This window comes from Paenibacillus sp. NPDC056579 (assembly GCF_042793215.1).
In the GTDB taxonomy this organism is placed as follows: Bacteria; Bacillota; Bacilli; order Paenibacillales; family NBRC-103111; genus Paenibacillus_S.
This window is the reverse complement of record NZ_JBHTVD010000009.1, coordinates 106,064-122,614: the sequence shown is the minus strand read 5'-3', so window position 1 is coordinate 122,614 and position 16,551 is coordinate 106,064. Positions and strand designations below refer to the sequence as shown.

General features: G+C 52.8%; 18 protein-coding genes. 13 read left to right on the top strand and 5 right to left on the bottom strand.

Going from position 1 to position 16,551, the window contains the following annotated elements:
* Nucleotides 1-54: 54 nt before the first annotated feature.
* Nucleotides 55-1,011, bottom strand: coding sequence for an SPL family radical SAM protein (locus ACFQ88_RS28885; protein WP_379459641.1), 957 nt, complete (start codon nucleotides 1,009-1,011; stop codon nucleotides 55-57).
* 232 nt (nucleotides 1,012-1,243) lie between these two features.
* Between ACFQ88_RS28885 and ACFQ88_RS28880 the strand changes: the two genes are divergently transcribed.
* From ACFQ88_RS28880 to ACFQ88_RS28860, 5 genes are all read left to right on the top strand, one after another.
* Nucleotides 1,244-1,744: a TRAP transporter small permease gene (locus ACFQ88_RS28880; RefSeq protein ID WP_379459639.1), complete on the top strand. Its 501-nt coding sequence runs from the start codon at nucleotides 1,244-1,246 to the stop codon at nucleotides 1,742-1,744.
* Nucleotides 1,745-3,043, top strand: a complete 1,299-nt coding sequence (locus tag ACFQ88_RS28875) for a TRAP transporter large permease (protein WP_379459637.1) — start codon at nucleotides 1,745-1,747, stop codon at nucleotides 3,041-3,043.
* Between the two features lie 53 nt (nucleotides 3,044-3,096).
* A complete protein-coding gene (locus tag ACFQ88_RS28870; RefSeq protein ID WP_379459635.1) occupies nucleotides 3,097-4,134 on the top strand; it encodes a TRAP transporter substrate-binding protein in 1,038 nt (345 codons plus the stop codon).
* A 122-nt stretch (nucleotides 4,135-4,256) separates the two neighbouring features.
* The gene (locus tag ACFQ88_RS28865) at nucleotides 4,257-4,754 is read left to right on the top strand and encodes a DinB family protein (RefSeq protein WP_379459633.1); all 498 of its coding nucleotides are present in this window, start codon (nucleotides 4,257-4,259) and stop codon (nucleotides 4,752-4,754) included.
* Between the two features lie 263 nt (nucleotides 4,755-5,017).
* The gene (locus ACFQ88_RS28860) at nucleotides 5,018-5,605 is read left to right on the top strand and encodes an LOG family protein (protein WP_379460063.1); all 588 of its coding nucleotides are present in this window, start codon (nucleotides 5,018-5,020) and stop codon (nucleotides 5,603-5,605) included.
* A 360-nt stretch (nucleotides 5,606-5,965) separates the two neighbouring features.
* On the opposite strand, the gene ACFQ88_RS28855 is transcribed toward ACFQ88_RS28860, so the two are convergent.
* The 3 genes from ACFQ88_RS28855 to ACFQ88_RS28845 form a co-directional block, all read right to left on the bottom strand.
* Nucleotides 5,966-6,904 (bottom strand): DMT family transporter, encoded by a 939-nt coding sequence (locus ACFQ88_RS28855; protein WP_239630217.1) that lies wholly within the window; start codon nucleotides 6,902-6,904, stop codon nucleotides 5,966-5,968.
* 250 nt (nucleotides 6,905-7,154) lie between these two features.
* Entirely contained in the window at nucleotides 7,155-8,138 is a 984-nt protein-coding gene (locus tag ACFQ88_RS28850) for a glycerophosphodiester phosphodiesterase family protein (RefSeq protein WP_379459631.1), read from the bottom strand.
* A gap of 147 nt (nucleotides 8,139-8,285) precedes the next feature.
* Nucleotides 8,286-8,603: an antibiotic biosynthesis monooxygenase gene (locus ACFQ88_RS28845; RefSeq protein WP_379459629.1), complete on the bottom strand. Its 318-nt coding sequence runs from the start codon at nucleotides 8,601-8,603 to the stop codon at nucleotides 8,286-8,288.
* A gap of 275 nt (nucleotides 8,604-8,878) precedes the next feature.
* Here ACFQ88_RS28845 and ACFQ88_RS28840 point away from each other — a divergent pair, with 275 nt between their 5' ends.
* Together ACFQ88_RS28840 and ACFQ88_RS28835 are read left to right on the top strand one after the other, a co-directional pair.
* The gene (locus ACFQ88_RS28840; protein WP_239630214.1) at nucleotides 8,879-9,160 is read left to right on the top strand and encodes a hypothetical protein; all 282 of its coding nucleotides are present in this window, start codon (nucleotides 8,879-8,881) and stop codon (nucleotides 9,158-9,160) included.
* Between the two features lie 141 nt (nucleotides 9,161-9,301).
* Nucleotides 9,302-9,859: a YdeI/OmpD-associated family protein gene (locus ACFQ88_RS28835; RefSeq protein ID WP_379459627.1), complete on the top strand. Its 558-nt coding sequence runs from the start codon at nucleotides 9,302-9,304 to the stop codon at nucleotides 9,857-9,859.
* A gap of 61 nt (nucleotides 9,860-9,920) precedes the next feature.
* On the opposite strand, the gene ACFQ88_RS28830 is transcribed toward ACFQ88_RS28835, so the two are convergent.
* Nucleotides 9,921-10,580: a DUF2306 domain-containing protein gene (locus ACFQ88_RS28830; protein WP_379459625.1), complete on the bottom strand. Its 660-nt coding sequence runs from the start codon at nucleotides 10,578-10,580 to the stop codon at nucleotides 9,921-9,923.
* Between the two features lie 97 nt (nucleotides 10,581-10,677).
* Here ACFQ88_RS28830 and ACFQ88_RS28825 point away from each other — a divergent pair, with 97 nt between their 5' ends.
* The 6 genes from ACFQ88_RS28825 (at nucleotide 10,678) to ACFQ88_RS28800 (ending at nucleotide 16,530) form a co-directional block, all read left to right on the top strand.
* Nucleotides 10,678-11,226, top strand: coding sequence for a GNAT family N-acetyltransferase (locus tag ACFQ88_RS28825; RefSeq protein WP_379459623.1), 549 nt, complete (start codon nucleotides 10,678-10,680; stop codon nucleotides 11,224-11,226).
* Between the two features lie 102 nt (nucleotides 11,227-11,328).
* Nucleotides 11,329-13,200, top strand: a complete 1,872-nt coding sequence (locus ACFQ88_RS28820; protein WP_379459621.1) for a sensor histidine kinase — start codon at nucleotides 11,329-11,331, stop codon at nucleotides 13,198-13,200.
* Complete coding sequence (locus ACFQ88_RS28815; protein ID WP_239630209.1) at nucleotides 13,179-13,928, top strand: response regulator transcription factor; 750 nt, start codon at nucleotides 13,179-13,181, stop codon at nucleotides 13,926-13,928. The genes ACFQ88_RS28820 and ACFQ88_RS28815 overlap by 22 nt, the downstream gene beginning before the upstream one ends.
* A gap of 20 nt (nucleotides 13,929-13,948) precedes the next feature.
* Complete coding sequence (locus tag ACFQ88_RS28810; protein WP_239630208.1) at nucleotides 13,949-14,353, top strand: bleomycin resistance protein; 405 nt, start codon at nucleotides 13,949-13,951, stop codon at nucleotides 14,351-14,353.
* Between the two features lie 218 nt (nucleotides 14,354-14,571).
* On the top strand, nucleotides 14,572-14,931 hold the full coding sequence (locus ACFQ88_RS28805) for a DUF2294 domain-containing protein (protein WP_379459596.1): 360 nt from the start codon (nucleotides 14,572-14,574) through the stop codon (nucleotides 14,929-14,931).
* 513 nt (nucleotides 14,932-15,444) lie between these two features.
* Nucleotides 15,445-16,530 (top strand): ABC transporter substrate-binding protein, encoded by a 1,086-nt coding sequence (locus tag ACFQ88_RS28800; protein ID WP_239630206.1) that lies wholly within the window; start codon nucleotides 15,445-15,447, stop codon nucleotides 16,528-16,530.
* The last annotated feature ends 21 nt before the right edge of the window (nucleotides 16,531-16,551 follow it).

The following is a 16,551-nucleotide window of genomic DNA, read 5'->3' as shown; positions in this document are numbered from 1 at the left end:
GGGTTACCCTGCAGCTTTTTAGTGTCATGGGTTTCTCAACAACGAGGACAAACTCTAAAACAGCGTCAACTGAACCGGTTCGGAGGTCTCGATGGAGATCGTCCGGGCCGGTTCTTTTTGTGCAGCATCCGCCGGGTGATAGGAGCGCTGCAGCGTAGAATGCTTCTGAAGCAATTGATCGATCAGCTTCATCTTGGGGGCCTTGTAATGAGCGGGCGTAGAGGACGAAGCATGGTACATGTCGGCATAGACTCCTGCCAGCTGCGGATAGTGCTGCCGCAATGTTTGGAAAAACCACACCTTCACCTCTCGCGTGCTCAGCCGGAGATAAGAAGGCATAACGAACCGGGAGCCGGCGTCTGCAGCCGCCTGGATCAGCTCGGATAAATCGGCTTCGCCATCCGTAATATGGGGGAGAATCGGAGCGGCGAAAATGCCGGTCGGTATGCCTGCTTCGTTCAACTCCCGGACGGTGCGAAGCCGCTGTGCAGGAGATGGCGTGGAAGGCTCGAACTGTTTCCATACGGTATTATTTAACGTGCTCACACTGATGTTGACGGAGACGTGCTTCAGCGTCTTCAATAGATCCAGATCGCGCAAAATAAGGGGCGAGCGCGTCGTAATTGTGACGGGAGCCTGGAATTCGGCCAATACCTCCAGACAGCCTCGCGTCAGCAGCGCCTTCGCTTCGATCTGCTGGTAAGGATCGGTAGCGGTGCCGATGGCGATTTGACCCAGCTCGGCCGCTTTCCTGCTGCGCATCCGCTTGCGAAGCTGCTCCCGCAAAATGTCCGGAGCCGATTGCTTCAAGAAAATATGGCGCTGAAACGTATCGTCCGCCTCCACGCCAAGGAAGGAATGCGTGGAGCGGGCATAGCAGAAGCTGCAGCCGTGCTGGCAGCCGCGATAAGGATTGATCGACCAGTCGAACGGCATGGATGGAGCCTTGACCGGGTTTAGAATCGTTTTGGCCTGCATCGGCTCATATTGTATTTTGACGGGCTTTTTCATAGCCATCATCCGTTTCTTTTAATAGGAATGTATGTTCGCACATTGATCGTACCAAAGCTGCGACCGGATTTCAAGCTATGGAACCATTTGGAAATCGGTAAACATCTAAAAAAATTACAAAACATTCTAAAACGAGTGGCGTACCCTTTCGCGCCGTCCTTCATTACAATGAATTTGTCGCTTGAATTGTAAGTGCTTACACGAGGGGCGAAATCAGAGGGGAGGATGGAGATTGAAAACAATCAAACGGGCGGCATTATGGGTGGACAGCTTCTTTGAAATGTTTTCGTTGACGGCGCTGCTCGCCATGATTCTTATTGTGACAACCCAGGTGATGACGCGGAAGCTGTTTCATTTTGTACTGTTCTGGTCGGAGGAAGTGACGCTGCTGCTGTTAGTATGGTTTTCTTTTTTGGGCATTGCCTTCGGGTTTCGGGAGCATTTGCATTTGGCTATCGATACGCTGACAAGCAAATTTCCGTCATCGTGGAATCGGGTTCTCGATAAGCTCATTTATGCGAGTATTTTTGCCTTCGGCATCTATTTGATCGTATCCGGCACCGAGTTTACGATATTGATGAATGAAAGCACTCTTGCGGCAACGAAGCTGCCGAACAGCGTCATGTACGCCGTCATGCCTATCACAGGCGTGCTGGTGTGCGTTTACTCCCTGCTGCAGTTTATCGGGATCGATACACGAAGACATCGGGGCAACGAGGAGGGAGATGCTTAAATGGAAGAGGTGACGGTGGCCATTTGGATCCTAACGGCAAGCTTCGTCCTGCTCATGCTGCTGCGGTTTCCGATTTCCTTGACGCTGGTGCTGTCTACGCTGCTGACGGTCATTTATCTGGACATTCCGCTCGCCGTCGTAGGACAGCGGATGATCCAAGGGATCAGCTCCTATTCGCTTCTAACGATCCCGTTCTTCATCCTGGCCGGCCATATTATGAGCGAAGGCAAGCTGGCATTGCGGCTCGTCAACCTGGCGCAGCTGATCGTAGGCGGCATTCGCGGCGGCTTGGCGATGGTGAACTCGGTTGCGTGCATGTTCTTCGGCAACATTTCCGGTTCGGCCGTTGCGGACGTATCCTCGATCGGCTCGGTCATGATTCCCATGATGAAGAAAAAAGGCTACGATACCGACTACGCGGTCGGTGTGACCGTATCCTCCGCCATTCAAGGCGTCGTTGTGCCGCCGAGTCACAATCTGGTGCTGTATTCGCTTGCTGCGGGGGGAGGCGTGTCGATAGCGAGCCTGTTTCTCGCGGGCATCGTCCCTGGACTGATCCTATGCGTATCGTTGATGGCGACGAGCTATGTATATGCTATCAAGCGCGGCTATGCCAAGGGCGATCCGGTAGAGCGCAGGGACATCCCGAAGATTGTGCTGGACGGCCTGATGTCGCTCTTGACCGCGGCTATTATTCTCGGCGGCATCTTCAGCGGCTGGTTCACGGCGACGGAATCAGGGGCTCTCGCCTGCTTGTATGCCTTTATTTTGACCTTCTTTATTTATCGGGATATTCCGCTTCGCCGGATGGGACTCATATTGAAAAAAACGTTCCGCACCGTCTCGATGGTGCTGTTCCTGATCGCCGCATCCGACGCCTTCAGCTGGCTGCTCGCTTACTTGAAAATACCGGGTATGGTGACCGACGCGATGCTCGCCGTGTCCGACAACCCGATTATTATTTTGCTTATCATCAATATCGTGCTTCTGCTGCTCGGAGCGCCTATGGATATGGCCCCGCTCATCTTGATCATGACGCCGATCCTGCTCCCGGTCGTCACTCATCTAGGGATGGATCCGGTCCATTTCGGCATCATCATGATGCTGAATCTGGGCATCGGCCTGCTGACTCCGCCGGTCGGAACGGTTCTGTTCGTCGGCTGCGCCATAGGCAAAATATCGATCAGCCAAGGCACGAAAGCGATGATGCCCTTCTTCTATGTCATGTGTCTCGTGCTGCTGCTGCTAACGTACATACCGGATCTGGTCATGTGGCTGCCCAATATGATGAAGCATTAAGGCGCTCTGCTCAGCCGGGTTTTATAAATTAATAATAAAAGGGGAATCGTACGATGAAATCATGGATGAAAACATGGAACGTCATTTCCATACTTTCTATCGCGGGAGCCGTTATTGCGGGCTGCAGCACGAAGGAGCCGGCTCAGGGAGCGGCGGCGGGCGGCGGCAACAAAGCCGAAGGCAAAAAGTACACGTTCCGTTTGGCGGACACGCACCCTCCGGATTACCCAACGGTTGTTGGAGACAAGAAATTCGCCGATCTGGTCAATGAACGGACGAACGGGCGCATCAAAATCGACGTGTTCCCCTCGTCGCAGCTCGGAGAGGAGAAGGCGGTCATCGAGCAGGTGCAGCTCGGAGCCATCGAGTTCACCCGCGTCAGCAGCGGGCCGCTGGCCGAATTCAACAAGAACTTCGGCGTGTTCAGCCTTCCTTACGTATTCGACAGCGACCAGCATCTGTGGAAGTTTCTGGAGAGCGATAACGGCAACAAGCTGCTGGACAGCCTGGAGAGCTCGAAGATGAAGGGCCTCGCGTACTACAGCTCGGGAGCGCGCCACTTCTACTCGCGCAAGCCGGTGACGAATTTGGCGGAGCTGAAGGGGCAAAAGGTTCGCGTCATCCAGAACAAAATCAACATCGACCTGATGTCGGCGCTCGGGGCGAATGCGACGCCGATGGCGTACGGCGAAGTGTTCAGCTCCTTGCAGACCGGCGTTATCGACGCGGCGGAGAATAACTTCCCGAGCTACCAGTCCTCAAACCATTACGAGGTGGCGAAGCATATGATCTTGGACGGACACCAGCGGGTTCCCGAGGTGCTGCTGATCAGCCAGTCGGCCTGGAACAAGCTGTCCGAGGAGGACCGCAAAATCGTGAAGCAGGCAGCGATCGATTCGGTCAAGACGCAGCGGGAATCGTGGGACAAATACGAGAAGGAAGCGGAAACCAAGGTGCGCTCTGCCGGCGTCACCATTACGGAGGTCAAGGACGTCAAGCCTTGGCAGGACGCGGTCAAGCCGGTGATCGACAAGTACCGGACGGAGTATAAAGAGGTGCTGGAGCAAATCGATGCGGCGAGGAAAAAGTAAATATTTTTTCCGCCTCCCAAAGTGTGACATACAGCTGTCAGTGTTTCGGGGCTATAGTATAAGCATGAAGCATGTGAGCACACATTAAAATAAAATATATCCACTTTATGGAGGCGACGATTATGTACGTATCGATTCAAAACTTTGTAGAAGAATACCGCAACGAAGCTGCGGCGACGCTAAGACTGCTGGAGGCCTTGACGGACGAATCACTCAAACAGGAGGTAGCTCCGGGCTACCGGACGATCGGCCATCTTGCTTGGCATTTGGTGCCTAACGGGGGCATTTTGAAGCCGACGGGACTCCGTTACGACGCTCCGGAAGAATCCATTGAGCCTCCCGTTTCTGCTGCAGCTATAGCCGAAGCTTACCGCTTCGCGTCCGAATCTCTCTTGGAAGCCGTGGAAGCCCAATGGACGGACGAAAAGCTGCAGGATACTTCAACCATCTTCGGTGAGCAATGGAAAAATGGCAAGACGCTGGATTTGTTCGTGAAGCACGAAATCCATCACCGGGGTCAGCTGACTGTATTAATGCGCCAAGCCGGGGTGAAGATGTCCGGGGTCTATGGGCCGACGAAAGAAGAGTGGGCGGCAATCGGCGTGCCGGCTCCAGTATAAGCAAGCTTTTGTGCGGTGAAGCTGTTTTTAGAGGATTGAATGGCTATGAAAAGCGTACATTCCTTTTTTACTCAGGGGAATGTGCGCTTTTTTCGGCTGTCCGGGATGAGTCTAGTCTGCAGTCTGCTCGGTACGCAGAGTTTTTAGTTGACTGCAGGGGATTACTCCACTTGAAGGAACGACGTTGAATCAAGTTCATAATGCAATCGAGTCCTAAACATCTTATACTGTATTGAGTATTAAGGAGGTAGAATATGAACGAGATCAAACGTATTTGCGTATTTTCCGGGTCGAATCCCGGCAATCATGCCGAGTATGAGCAGGCGGCAAACCGACTGGGGGACGCTCTTGTCACGCACGGCATGGACTTGGTGTATGGGGGAGCGAGTGTAGGGCTGATGGGCCGCGTAGCCGATAAAGTGTTGTCGGCGGGAGGCCAAGCCATTGGCGTAATGCCAAGAGGACTGTTCCGCAGAGAGCTGGCGCATACCGGTCTGACGGAGTTTCACGAAGTGGAAACGATGCATGAGCGTAAGGCTCTCATGGCCAGCTTGTCCGATGCGTTCATCTCACTTCCGGGCGGCTTGGGCACGTACGAAGAGCTGTTCGAGGCGGCCTGCTGGTCGCAAATCGGCATTCATAAGAAGCCGATCGGGTTGTTGAATGTCCGCGGATTTTACAATCCGCTGATCGATATGCTGAAGCATACCGTCCGCGAAGGATTCATGCGGGAGGAGAACTTGGGCCTGCTCGTCGTAGAATCGGACCCGGAGCGGCTGGTCGAAGGATTGCTTAATTATGTTCCGGTCGAGCAGGGGCAAAAGTGGGTCGAGCTCGCTAACAAAGGGTAAGCTTCACCCCTTGCTTTGGGAAAATAGCGCTGGCGGTTTATCGGACACTGAATCCGCTATTCCTTGGAAATAGGCTTCTTTTGCAGTACGATCGGACATAGAATCCGCTATTTGCTATTTTTTCGTTCGAAACCAGTGTATTTTAGTGCAATAAAGGATCTGTAGTCCGATCACCATGGGAATAGTTCCATCTTTGGCGGAATAACGGATCTACGGTCCGAAACGAATGCAACCCTGCTCAACAAACGGGCCGTTCTGGAGTTTTACGAAAAAATCCATAAAAGTAGACAAGCAAAGAACCGTCCTCGCAGACGGTTCTTCCCTTTTTTTCGGAGCTCCCACATTGAACGAACCGTCGCCTTAGTGGTTGACCGTTTGTGCCTGAGATGGCGCCTTTGCTTTCGGTTTAGGATGGTACGTTCCGATAACGATACCCGCGGTAGTCAGCACAAAGGCAAGCAGATGGATCCATTGAACGTGCTCATCGAGGAATAAGACCGCTCCGACCATGCTGGCGAACGGCATCCCGTTGATGAACATGGCGGTCTTGTTGGCGCCGAGCAGCTTGATGCCGTGGTTCCAGCCCAAGGTACCGAGCGAGGAAGCGAGCCATGCCGACAGCAGCATGACCACCCAACCCATCGCCGTAAAATGAACCTGCGAGTACGCCGACGGCCCATAGGTTGCAAACGAGCCGATATTCAGCATCACGCCCCCGATCAAGGTCGAGTATGCGGTAGTGACGAGGGTGGGAATGCCGGTGGACGATATCGCTTTGATCAAAAGGCCGCCGACAACATAGCCGAGCATTGACAGCACCATGATCAGGTCCCCCCAACCGGACATTTCGATAGACGCCTCTCCCGAGCTGGACAGAACGACCATAACTACGCCCGAGAAGCCGGCTAAAATGCCCGCGAACAGCCGGAAAGTCATCTTTTCGCCTATGAACAGGGCAGCTAGAAGGGCGGTAGTGAGCGGATTCAGCCCGAGAATCAGCGAAGCGTTAGTCGCTGTGGTCGTAACGACTCCTGAAGCGAGAAATAATTGATGAAAGAAAATGGAGGTAAGACCGATGAGCGTGAGCAGGAGCCATTGCTTCGGCGTCGGTTTATACCAGCCGTATTTGCGCAGCGCGAACGGAAGCAGGGCAAGACCAGCCAGAGGCATCCGTACGGCAGCCACGAGAAAGGGCGGCGTTGTCTCGGTCAAATATTTGACCATCACGATATTAAGACCCCAAGAAGCTACGACTAGGGCCAGGATGACATACATCCATTTGTTATTGGCGGTTCCCACAGCATGTTAGCTCCTATCCTGAATGAAGTGTGTGCCGGTATGATTTCTTTATAAAATCCAACACAAAAAAAGCAGGGCGTTCTTCTCAAACGAAGGCCTGCGTCCTACTCTTATTAAAGCACAGATTGCCCTAGAGGGAAATCGTAAATCGGCGAGTTCCACCATTTGTTAGTGTTAGGGGAACGGAGTGTTGGGCAATGAAAAAAGCCGCTCTCCGCGTGCGGGGCGGGGTATACGGCCTGGTGCAGCATTACCGGTTCAAATACATCGGCGCTACGAGATCGATTCGGTTGGTCCAGATCCCCCCGGTATAGCCGTGCGGAATCCGCTGCGCTGCATCCTCCGGAGTATCGAAGCCGCTGGAAGCTTCTCTTCCGTCTCCGCCGACCAGAATGACCCTCGTATCGGCGTCCTCCATGCGGTTGATAAACCGTGTAGGCCAGCCCCACAGCCAAGGAGCGATCTTTTCCGGGATGTGCACCTGGGTATGGCCGATCGAAGCGGGGACATAGCCGGTCCATCCGACGGCGGTGTAGGTGAGCACGAACTTGATCAGCGAAGCCTTGGACATCGTCCGCAGCTGAGGCATTTGCTTGCTCAGCGCCGCAATCGGCTCGTCGCCGCCGTATACGGTCAGCTGCTCCAGCCTTTGCGCAGGCAGAGCCTGCAAATATTCGGCAAGCTGGACGCCTTCCGCGGGATCGTTGCTTTTGACGTGAATGAGGAATTGCCGATCCGGAAAAGTACTCATCACTTCGTCCAACGTCGGCATCATGCCGATGCCTTTGCCGCGAAACGGGTACGTCGCCCCGCCGTCCGCCGTATAGCCGTAGCCGATGTCGAGCACCTTCAGCTCCGCCGTTGTATGCTCCCTTGTTACGCCTTTGCCGTTCGTGCGGCAATCCAGTGTCCAGTCATGGAAGACGACAAAATTACGGTCTTTGGTAGGCTGCACGTCAAATTCCACGATGTCGGCTCCTTCCCGGAAGGCGGCGTCCATGGAAGCCAGTGTATTTTCGAGGTAAGGGTGCTCTGGCTCGTATATACGTTCAGCGGTGCAGGTTTCGTCGGTAATACCCTCCATATGAAACGTTTGGGCGAGCCCGCGGTGAGCCAGCAGCAGCGGGGCTTCGTCTCGGGGCTTGGCAAGCAGGGAGCTGTTCGTTATGTACACAATAGCAAGCAGCAGGAGCGCCAGCCATAGTCGTTTTCGCTTCAAAAGGTTCATGATCATGCCTCCAACGGATGTGAAAAATGCGTCAGCGTCCCGAAAACGGGATGGGGAACGAGATCAAGCATACCCAACATAAGGAATCCAGACAATGGCTGATCCATAACAATTCGATGATGGACGGGAAATGAGGGGAATGAGCTAATCCCCCTAGCCCGGCAGCTTAACGGCTTTCACTTCATAAATGCTGCTTTTGGAGCTGAGCACAAAATCCGGCTTGCCGCGCTCGCGTTCTCTGCGATGGCCTTCGAGGTGAGCCTCGCTCAGCTCCCACTGCTTCCAGCGCTCCTCGTTTTCCCAGCGGATCATGACAATGACTTCCTCCTCGCCTTTGCTCGCTCTTTTCACCATGACGCTCAGGTCGATAAAGCCCGGGGACTTTTCTACCGCAGCCTCTTGGCTGAAGCCGTGAACGACCTGATCGGCGAAGCCCTCTTTGACGACGATGGTTAACGTTTCTATGATCATGAATCAGTACGCCCCCTAGAATAAATGGATACATTTTACACAAAACATTGTATTTGATAAAGATTCTCATTGTCAATTAGCGGCAGTCAGGCCTATTGCAGACCATTCCAGCTATGTGGAGGCAGTCAGGCTTATCAGGCTCGGGAAGCGAGGTTGGTATGAAGGTTTATCTTTGCTTAAACCAATTTATAGAAATATTTAATAATTATGTTAAATTAGTATATTAAATCAAATTCCCGTTCTATATACTAAATAATGGAAAGGGGGTGATGTTGATGAGAATGAAAAAGCTCGCAACGATATTATTCGCTTTTACCATGTTTACGGCATCGGTTTCGACTGCTTTTGCAGACGGACGATACCAGTGTCACGGATGTACCTGCAATCTTTACAAATATTTTGTAGACATTGATCTTGTAAATTCTTCCGGGACGACGGAAATCACGACTATGGGCCCGTTCGAGGACTATGCCGACGCTCAGGCGGCTGCAGACGAATACTTGTACATGTATCCCGAGTACAGTGCTAACATTTACGATGCACAATATTGCTGGTAATGAAACCGGAGGAAAGGAAGGGGCAGCCCTTCCTTTTCTTTTTGTTCCGAGACAGGGAAGCCGGAAAGGAAAACAACCTCTGGAAATGGAAATTATTAATTAAGGGAAAATATCCAACAGCACTTTAAGGAGGCGTAAGCTATGAGTGCCGAATTTTTTGCAACCCCTTCCGAGTTCCGTGCATGGCTGGAGCAGAATCACGAAAAGGCTGCGGAGCTGCTGGTCGGATTTTATAAAAAAGACAGCGGACGGCCAAGCATTACATGGCCCGAATCGGTAGACGAGGCGCTGTGCTTCGGCTGGATCGACGGCGTCCGCCGAAGAATCGACGATGCCAGCTACTCGATCCGGTTCACGCCGCGCAAGCCGGGCAGCACTTGGAGTGCCGTCAATATAGCGCGGGTGGAGGAGCTGAGCCGGCTGGGTCTCATGCATCCGGCAGGATTGCGGGCATTCGAGCAGCGCAAGGAGGACAAGTCCGCCGTCTATTCGTATGAGCAGGAAGGTCCGGCCGAGTTGGATGAAGCGCTTGAGAAGCAGTTTCGCGCTCATCCGAAGGCATGGGAGTTTTTTCAGTCGCAGCCTCCCTACTACCGGAAGGTGTCCATCCACTGGATTGGCAGCGCTAAAAAGGAAGAGACGCGGCTCAAGCGGCTTGCGCAGCTGATCGAGAAGTCGGAGCAAGGGCAAAGGCTGTAGCCGCCCATTCCACTATTGCAGCTTAGGCGCGGAGCAGTCCTTTTAGTCCAGGGCCGCTCTTTTACCTCAAGTTTAAGCCGCTGCCGGTTTGGATGCCTTTTTTCTTACGCGTCATGACAATGAATAGCTCCATGAACACTAGATTGCCAACCCAGCACAGCCATGCCGACAGCTGATACGCCGACAGGAATTGGTCTCCGAACAGCGGAGTCGCCAGCATGAGCCATACCCGAAAAGAAACCGCCGCCAACGTCAGCGCGTAGCTGCGCAGCATCCACTCTCGGTGAGCCGTTATGTTCTTTTTTACGGCTTGGCGTATTGCGATCCATGTCGAGGCCATCCATAAAATATCCAGCGAGAAAAAGCCTAAACCGGCTTTCCAGCCGCCTGTCGCGAATATACATAAATAAATGCTGACGAGTCCGCTAATATAGATTGACGCCACATAAATATAGCCTAATACGCGGTGAAGGCGGACACCTCTTCTTTTGGGCTTGATGAACAATTGAAAAGGTCCTATGGCTACCGCTAGACAGGCCGTAACGATATGGGCATACAGCACATAGATCCACGGAGAGAGACTGAAGTCGGGCTCGGAGAGCTTAACATGCAGGAGCCCCTTGCTCGTCGGATCCGAAAGCCCGTACTGCGTGACGACATAATACAGAAGCACAAAGGCCAGCAAGGAAACGATCAGCCGAACGATTGTCTTTTTTACCATTTTATTTCCATCCCTTCTATAGTTACTGCACTACAAGACGCTGAAGCGGAAATCATCCCTTCATTTTCCAAATAAAGTGGTTGGGAGGTGCATCGAAATGCATATAAGGATAGGAGAGCCGACGGACATTCAGGCGATCTCGAAGGTCCATGTGGCAAGCTGGCAAAGCACATACAAGGGGATTATCGATGAGAAGCATTTATCCGGACTGACGGTGGAGCAAGGAATACGGCGCTGGCAGCGGACCTTCGAGCATCCTTATCGGGATCAAATCATTTATGTAGCGGCTGGCTCCAACGGGAAAATTGCCGGATTCGTTACCGGCGGCGCGTGCAGAGAATCCGATATGCCGTACGAAGCGGAGATTTATGCCCTCTATTTGTTGGAGGAGGCTCAAGTAAGCGGATGCGGGAGGCGTCTATGTACTGCGCTGGCGGAAGAGCTGATGGCGAGAGGCTACCGTTCGATGATGGTTTGGGTGCTGACGGACACTCCTTCTATCGGGTTTTATAGGCGGCTGGGCGGGCAATTCATAAGTGAGAAACCTATAAAAATCGGCTCCGGCACGTTGATGGAAACGGCATTGGGCTGGAGCGACATGACCCTTCTGGGAAGAAAATCGGGAGCCGAAAAGCCGGAAGGCTGAAGCAGGCGGCCGATGCAGATGCACATGCAGATGCAGAAGCACATGCAGACCTAGGCAAGCCTCAAGCTGCACGTTTGAAACGGAAAGGAGCTGCTGCCAAGCTTGCTATCATGGACACGTTTCTTGGATAGGTTTCAACGGTATATTTTGCTGCGAAACCGGCCTTTGACGGTCAAAATGTTTTTTTACTCCGCATTGATCGTCGTCTTCCCGCTGCTGCTCGTCGGTGCGATCTCGTACCAACGGTCGTCGGAGGTGCTGGAGCAGGAGGCGGGGCAGTACAGCTGGCAAATTATCGAGCAGGTGAAGACGCACGTCGAATACTACGTGCAGGATTTCGAGATCGATACGCTGCGCATAATTAACCATCCGGATATGAACCGGTTTCTGAAAATGCGGACGACGGATGAGATCCGGCAAAGCGGCATCCGGACGGATATCGAGCAGGTGCTGAAAAATGCGGCCTATTCGCGTTCGGACATTTCGAACATTACGGTCGTTCTGCATGACGAGCAGGTGATCGACGCGATAGATTTCGACAGCCCTTATTCGGCACGGCAGCTGGAGCAGGAATATTGGTACGAGACGATTCCGGAGGACAGCACGCCGAAGCTGATCAGCCGCGTGATCCGGTGGAAGGACCACCCGGAGCAGGTCATCTCGATCGTTCGCCGGCTTATTAGCCCGAATACGCTGGAGCCGGTCGGGATCATGATCATGGACGTCAATTTCAAGCGCATTCAGGAAATCGCCGAGAAGGTTGCCATCGGACGAACCGGCTTCCTGTACATGATCGATTCACAAAACCATTATGTGTACCACCCGGATTTGCAGCAGGTCGGCAAGCCTGCCAATGCGCGGAACTTCGAAACCTTGAAGCGGACCGAAAGCGGTTCCATGATGGAGGATGAGCAGGGCAGCCATTTTCTCACGTTCAGCTTATCGCACTATTTAGGCTGGCGCCTCGTCACATCGATTCCCTATTCGGAATTGACGAGCGGGACGGGGTATATCGGGCGGACGATATTTGGGACGCTTGCCGTCACTTTGGTCGCTGCGTATGTGCTCGGCATCGGGTTCGCAGCAAGCCTGCTTCGTCCGATTCGCCGGCTGCACCGGTTTATGAAAAAGGTCGAGGTCGGCGACTTTTCGGGCAAGCTGGAGGTTCGCTCCAAGGATGAGCTGGGGCTGCTGACGCACGGCTTCAACAAAATGGTGGAGAAGCTCGAGGAGCTTCTGGAGGAAATCTACTTCACTCGGCTGCGGGAAACGGAAGCGCTGCTCCGGCAAAAGGAAACGGAGCTCAAAGCGCTGCAATCGCAGATGAATCCGCATTTCCTGTACAACTCTCTTGAAACGCTACGAGGAATGGCGCTGGATCAGGATATGGACGATATGGCCGGTATGACGGCGTCGCTCGCAAAGCTGCTGCGGTATCATTTGAAGAACGATTCGCCCATCGTCACGCTGCGGGAGGAATTGCGCTTTTGCGAGCTGTACTTGCGCATTCAGAAGTACCGGTTCGACGATAAGCTCGAATACGAGCTGAGTGTGCCCGAGTGGGCGATGGATCAGGAAATCGCGAAGTTTTCGCTGCAGCCGATCGTGGAGAATAGCATGATTCACGGCATCGAGCCGGGAATCGGCCTCATGCGCATTCATATAACTGCGTCTAGGGATACGGAGCATTCCTTTCACGTGTCGGTTCAAGATACGGGAGTCGGGATGTCGGAGGAGCAGCTGCACAGCATCCATCAAGATTTGAAAGGGAAGGACGTATTGGCTGGCGGAGCACATATCGGTATTGCCAACGTGCACCGGAGAATCGCTTATTTGTATGGCACTGTCTATGGTTTGCTGCTGCAGAGCAAGAGAGGGGAGGGCACGATGGTTCATATCCGGCTGCCATACAAGGAAAAGGGCGAGCCTGCCATTGAGGAAGGAGGAGGCGAATGGCGTATCGAATCTTGCTGATTGACGATGAGCGGTGGGTCCGCACGTCGCTGAAGCGGGTGATCGAGAAGACGGAATTGCCTTTTACGGTAGTCAAGGAGGCCTCGCACGGCCTGGAAGGTTTGGACTGGCTGAAGGAGCATGAGGCCGACCTAATCATAACCGATGTGAAAATGCCGGTGATGGAAGGGCTGCAGTTCGTCCGCGAAATCCGCGAGCGAAGCCGCGAGCAGCACATCATTGTTATTAGCGGCTATGACGATTTTCATTATGTTCAACAGGCGCTGCGCTCCGGTGTGTATGATTATTTGCTTAAGCCGGTAGAGACCGAGGACATGGCGCAATGCTTGGGCAAGTGGATGGAGCGGGAAGCGCAGCGCCGGTCCATGCAAGCGAATGCTGCGGTTCCTTCCGATTCTGCGGCGCTGTCTCCCGTTGAGCAAGTGATCGATTATATTCGCGCCAACCTTGCCGGCGATCTGACGCTAACCGAAGCGGCGGCGAGGGTGCATCTGAACCCGAGCTATTTGAGCCAGCTGTTCAAGCAGCAGCTGAACCGCAATTTCGTCGACTTCATCGTCGAAGCGAGAATGGACGAGGCCAAGCGCCTGCTGCAGGTCACCTCGCTGCGCATCAGTGAAGTTGCCGACCGGGTGGGCTATGCGGATGTCGCTTATTTCAGCAACACGTTCAAGAAATGGAACGGCTGTACGCCGACGGAATTTCGCAAAGCAGCCGTACAAAGCTAAAGGCAAGGGAGAAGATACGGATGAACATGCTGCAAGCTATTCCGGCCATGCCGGTTCGGGAGATGGAGCGGAGCGTGGGCTTTTACCGCGACCTGCTCGGGTTTACCGTACGCCACTGGGAAGGCGGCTTCGCTGTGCTGGAATGCGGCGGGGTGGAGGTGCACTTGTGGCACTCGGGCGATGAAAGCTGGCGTACGCGGGAGGACAAGCGACCGATTATCTCCGGTGCCGAATCGTTCATTGCGGGTACGGCAAGCTTCCGCATACGGGTCGAGGGAGTGGATGAGCTGCATTCGCGTCTCATGCCGTTCGGCATAATGCATCCTAACACCAAGCTTGGGGACCGGCCATGGGGTGTGAGGGAGTTTGATGTCCTGGACCCGGACGGCAACCTGATTACATTTTACGAGAGACGCATTTCATAGAGGAGACGTTGAATGGGCATGGGCAAGGACAAGGGCGCTTTTTGCCTAACGCTCGCTTGTTTTCATTCGGGAAATTCCCTGTTTTCTGTCAAAAATTAGGGCTGGAAGTCGATTCTAGTAAAGAAACCCGAACGATTGTCTTGAAAAAAGAGTCGTTTTTCAGTATTATGAATCTATGAGTGTTACCGAATCCGATGATGGTTTTAGAAGGTGAACATATGCCCCTAACCGATTCGAATGAGTTTAAGAAGAAGCTGTGTCACATCTACAATGAAGTTTCGAAGGAATTGTTCGGTTTCGGCACGATTCTGCTAAAAGCAACGATCGACAACAATATGGTCACCTTTCAAGCAAGGCACCGCCGCTCACCGCGGTCTACCGCGTTAGAGGGCGAAGCGCCGTCGCTGAAGTACGAGGTCGATTTCTACATGTCGTCGATTTACAAGAAGCGAATCCGGGAAAAGCTCGAACAAGATATGGGACTGGCTATCGAGGCGGTTTTAAGAGATTACGATCCGCACACGCAGTGGGCTATCACGAACATCATTGTGGCGGATAACGAAAGAACAACCGAATAGATCGGCCGTTTCTCTTTTGATTTATCTTAAGAGGAAACCGAACCCACGTAACATCAACGGATGCCGCTGGACATTGTTTACAATGGAAAGTGCTCTTGTTAGAAGATTTATTTCTACCAAGGGTACTTTTCTTTTTTTTCTTATGAGGAAATTTAAAAAGTCCACTTTGATAACGAAGCGAATCGAGAAGAAGTTCGACATCGAATCTTGAACAAAGCCGGGAAGATATGCTTACGATGCAAGCTTTCCTTCGGAAAGCTCTGAGGTACTCACGTAGGTTACGCCTACGCTCCGTTCCTCCTTCCTCGACTTTCGTCCAACCTTCTCGGTTCTGAAACCGGACTTTTTAAACACTCATTTCATAAAACCGCAACAGGGGGGCATCGGAAGAAATAGAAGCCGGGAATTCGGCGCGGGCGAATGCATTAGATTGCCGCGTTTGAAAAATACTAGTAAATATTTCTTGGACCGATCCTGACACGATTCAGACCAAAAATTGGAGGGTTATGACAGATGAAAAAGCAATGGGTTTCCGGGATTCTATCTTTATCCGTACTAGGACTTGCACTTACAGGATGCGGGGCGCCGAAAGAACAAGGCGGAGCAGCAGCAGACAACAAAGCTGCAGGCAAAGGAGAGCCGACACAGCTCGTCATTTCCACCTGGGGCTTCTCGGAGGACTTCTTCCGCAAAGAAATTTATGCGCCGTTCGAGAAAGAGCATAATGTCAAAATCGTGCTGGAAATCGGCAACAACGCCGAGCGCTTGAACAAAGTGAAGCAAGGCAGCTCCAACGTCGACCTGATTTACTTGTCCGACTATTACGCGCAGCAAGGGATCGAAGCGGGTCTGTTCGAGAAAATCGACCGCAGCCGCCTGACGAACCTGAACAATATTTACGACGTGGCGAAAGCGCCGCTTGGCGAAGACTACGGCCCTGCTTATACCATCGGCCAATTGGGCATCGCCTACAACCCGAAAGCGCTTGGCGGTAAAGAAATCAAATCGTGGGCCGACCTGTGGAAGCCGGAATTGGCGAAGAAGCTGACGATTCCGAACATTACGGCAACCAGCGGTCCGATGATTGTGGACGCGGCTTCGATCGTTGCGGGCGGCAGCACGTTTAACGAGGACCAGGCGTTTGCGAAGCTGAAAGAGCTGAACAAATCCGTCGTTAAGTACTACGGACAAACGTCCGAATTCGTCAACATGATGGCGCAAGGCGAAATCGCCGCCGGTCCGATCATGGAAATGTACGTAAAAGATTTGAAGGCCGGTACGCCGGATGTGAAATTCGTAACGCCAACAGAAGGCGCCTACGCTATCATGAACACCGTTAACGTCGTAAAAGGCAGCAAAAACAAGCAGCTGGCCGAAGACTTCATCAACTGGCATTTGAGCAAGGAAGCTCAAGAGAAATCGGCAAAAGCGAAAGTTGACTCCCCTGTTAACAAAACGCTGCAGCTGACAGCGGAAGAAGCTCAAGGGATCACTTACGGTGCGGATGTCGTTGACAAGCTGCGCAAGCTGGACATGAAATTCGTCAACCAAAACTTGAAAAAATGGATCGACCGTTTCAATAAAGAAGTAACGCAATAAGAGAACGTAGCAAGCGCAGAC

Excerpts from the sequence above, each read along its gene's own strand:
- ACFQ88_RS28825 (WP_379459623.1), top strand. The coding sequence starts at position 10,678 with ATGCATATAAGGATAGGAGAGCCGACGGACATTCAGGCGATCTCGAAG.
- ACFQ88_RS28850 (WP_379459631.1), bottom strand. The coding sequence starts at position 8,138 with ATGATCATGAACCTTTTGAAGCGAAAACGACTATGGCTGGCGCTCCTG.
- ACFQ88_RS28865 (WP_379459633.1), top strand. The coding sequence starts at position 4,257 with ATGTACGTATCGATTCAAAACTTTGTAGAAGAATACCGCAACGAAGCT.
- ACFQ88_RS28810 (WP_239630208.1), top strand. The coding sequence starts at position 13,949 with ATGAACATGCTGCAAGCTATTCCGGCCATGCCGGTTCGGGAGATGGAG.
- ACFQ88_RS28800 (WP_239630206.1), top strand. The coding sequence starts at position 15,445 with ATGAAAAAGCAATGGGTTTCCGGGATTCTATCTTTATCCGTACTAGGA.
- ACFQ88_RS28830 (WP_379459625.1), bottom strand. The coding sequence starts at position 10,580 with ATGGTAAAAAAGACAATCGTTCGGCTGATCGTTTCCTTGCTGGCCTTT.
- ACFQ88_RS28875 (WP_379459637.1), top strand. The coding sequence starts at position 1,745 with ATGGAAGAGGTGACGGTGGCCATTTGGATCCTAACGGCAAGCTTCGTC.
- ACFQ88_RS28805 (WP_379459596.1), top strand. The coding sequence starts at position 14,572 with ATGCCCCTAACCGATTCGAATGAGTTTAAGAAGAAGCTGTGTCACATC.
- ACFQ88_RS28840 (WP_239630214.1), top strand. The coding sequence starts at position 8,879 with ATGAGAATGAAAAAGCTCGCAACGATATTATTCGCTTTTACCATGTTT.
- ACFQ88_RS28815 (WP_239630209.1), top strand. The coding sequence starts at position 13,179 with ATGGCGTATCGAATCTTGCTGATTGACGATGAGCGGTGGGTCCGCACG.
- ACFQ88_RS28835 (WP_379459627.1), top strand. The coding sequence starts at position 9,302 with ATGAGTGCCGAATTTTTTGCAACCCCTTCCGAGTTCCGTGCATGGCTG.
- ACFQ88_RS28870 (WP_379459635.1), top strand. The coding sequence starts at position 3,097 with ATGAAATCATGGATGAAAACATGGAACGTCATTTCCATACTTTCTATC.
- ACFQ88_RS28845 (WP_379459629.1), bottom strand. The coding sequence starts at position 8,603 with ATGATCATAGAAACGTTAACCATCGTCGTCAAAGAGGGCTTCGCCGAT.
- ACFQ88_RS28885 (WP_379459641.1), bottom strand. The coding sequence starts at position 1,011 with ATGAAAAAGCCCGTCAAAATACAATATGAGCCGATGCAGGCCAAAACG.